The organism is Patiriisocius sp. 208BN25-11, from assembly GCF_058147145.1.
Genome location: NZ_JBYVJY010000106.1, coordinates 1 through 244, shown reverse-complemented (window position 1 = coordinate 244; position 244 = coordinate 1). Strand labels below are relative to the sequence as shown.

The following is a 244-nucleotide window of genomic DNA, read 5'->3' as shown; positions in this document are numbered from 1 at the left end:
CATTTTCTTCAATGTCTGAAAACACTAAATTGTAGACTCCTTCTTCTCCATAGCCACGCGTGCGTCCAAAACCAGTATCCATACAGGCTAAAGTTTGAATTTCTAAGGCAATATGCTCAATGATATGTCCCATCCAAGTGCCTTCTTCGACGCGTTGCAAAAAGCCTCCTGGAGTTCCTACACTACCCCGGTTTGAATACATGGTAGGAAACATCGCTTCTACTCGTTCTCTCCACCCATCAAT

General features: G+C 43.9%; 1 protein-coding gene. It reads right to left on the bottom strand.

Annotated elements, in window-relative coordinates; genetic code table 11:
• On the bottom strand, positions 1 to 244 hold a 244-nt coding region (locus ACY2RS_RS15750; RefSeq protein WP_490099606.1), incomplete at both ends, for a cyanophycin synthetase family protein.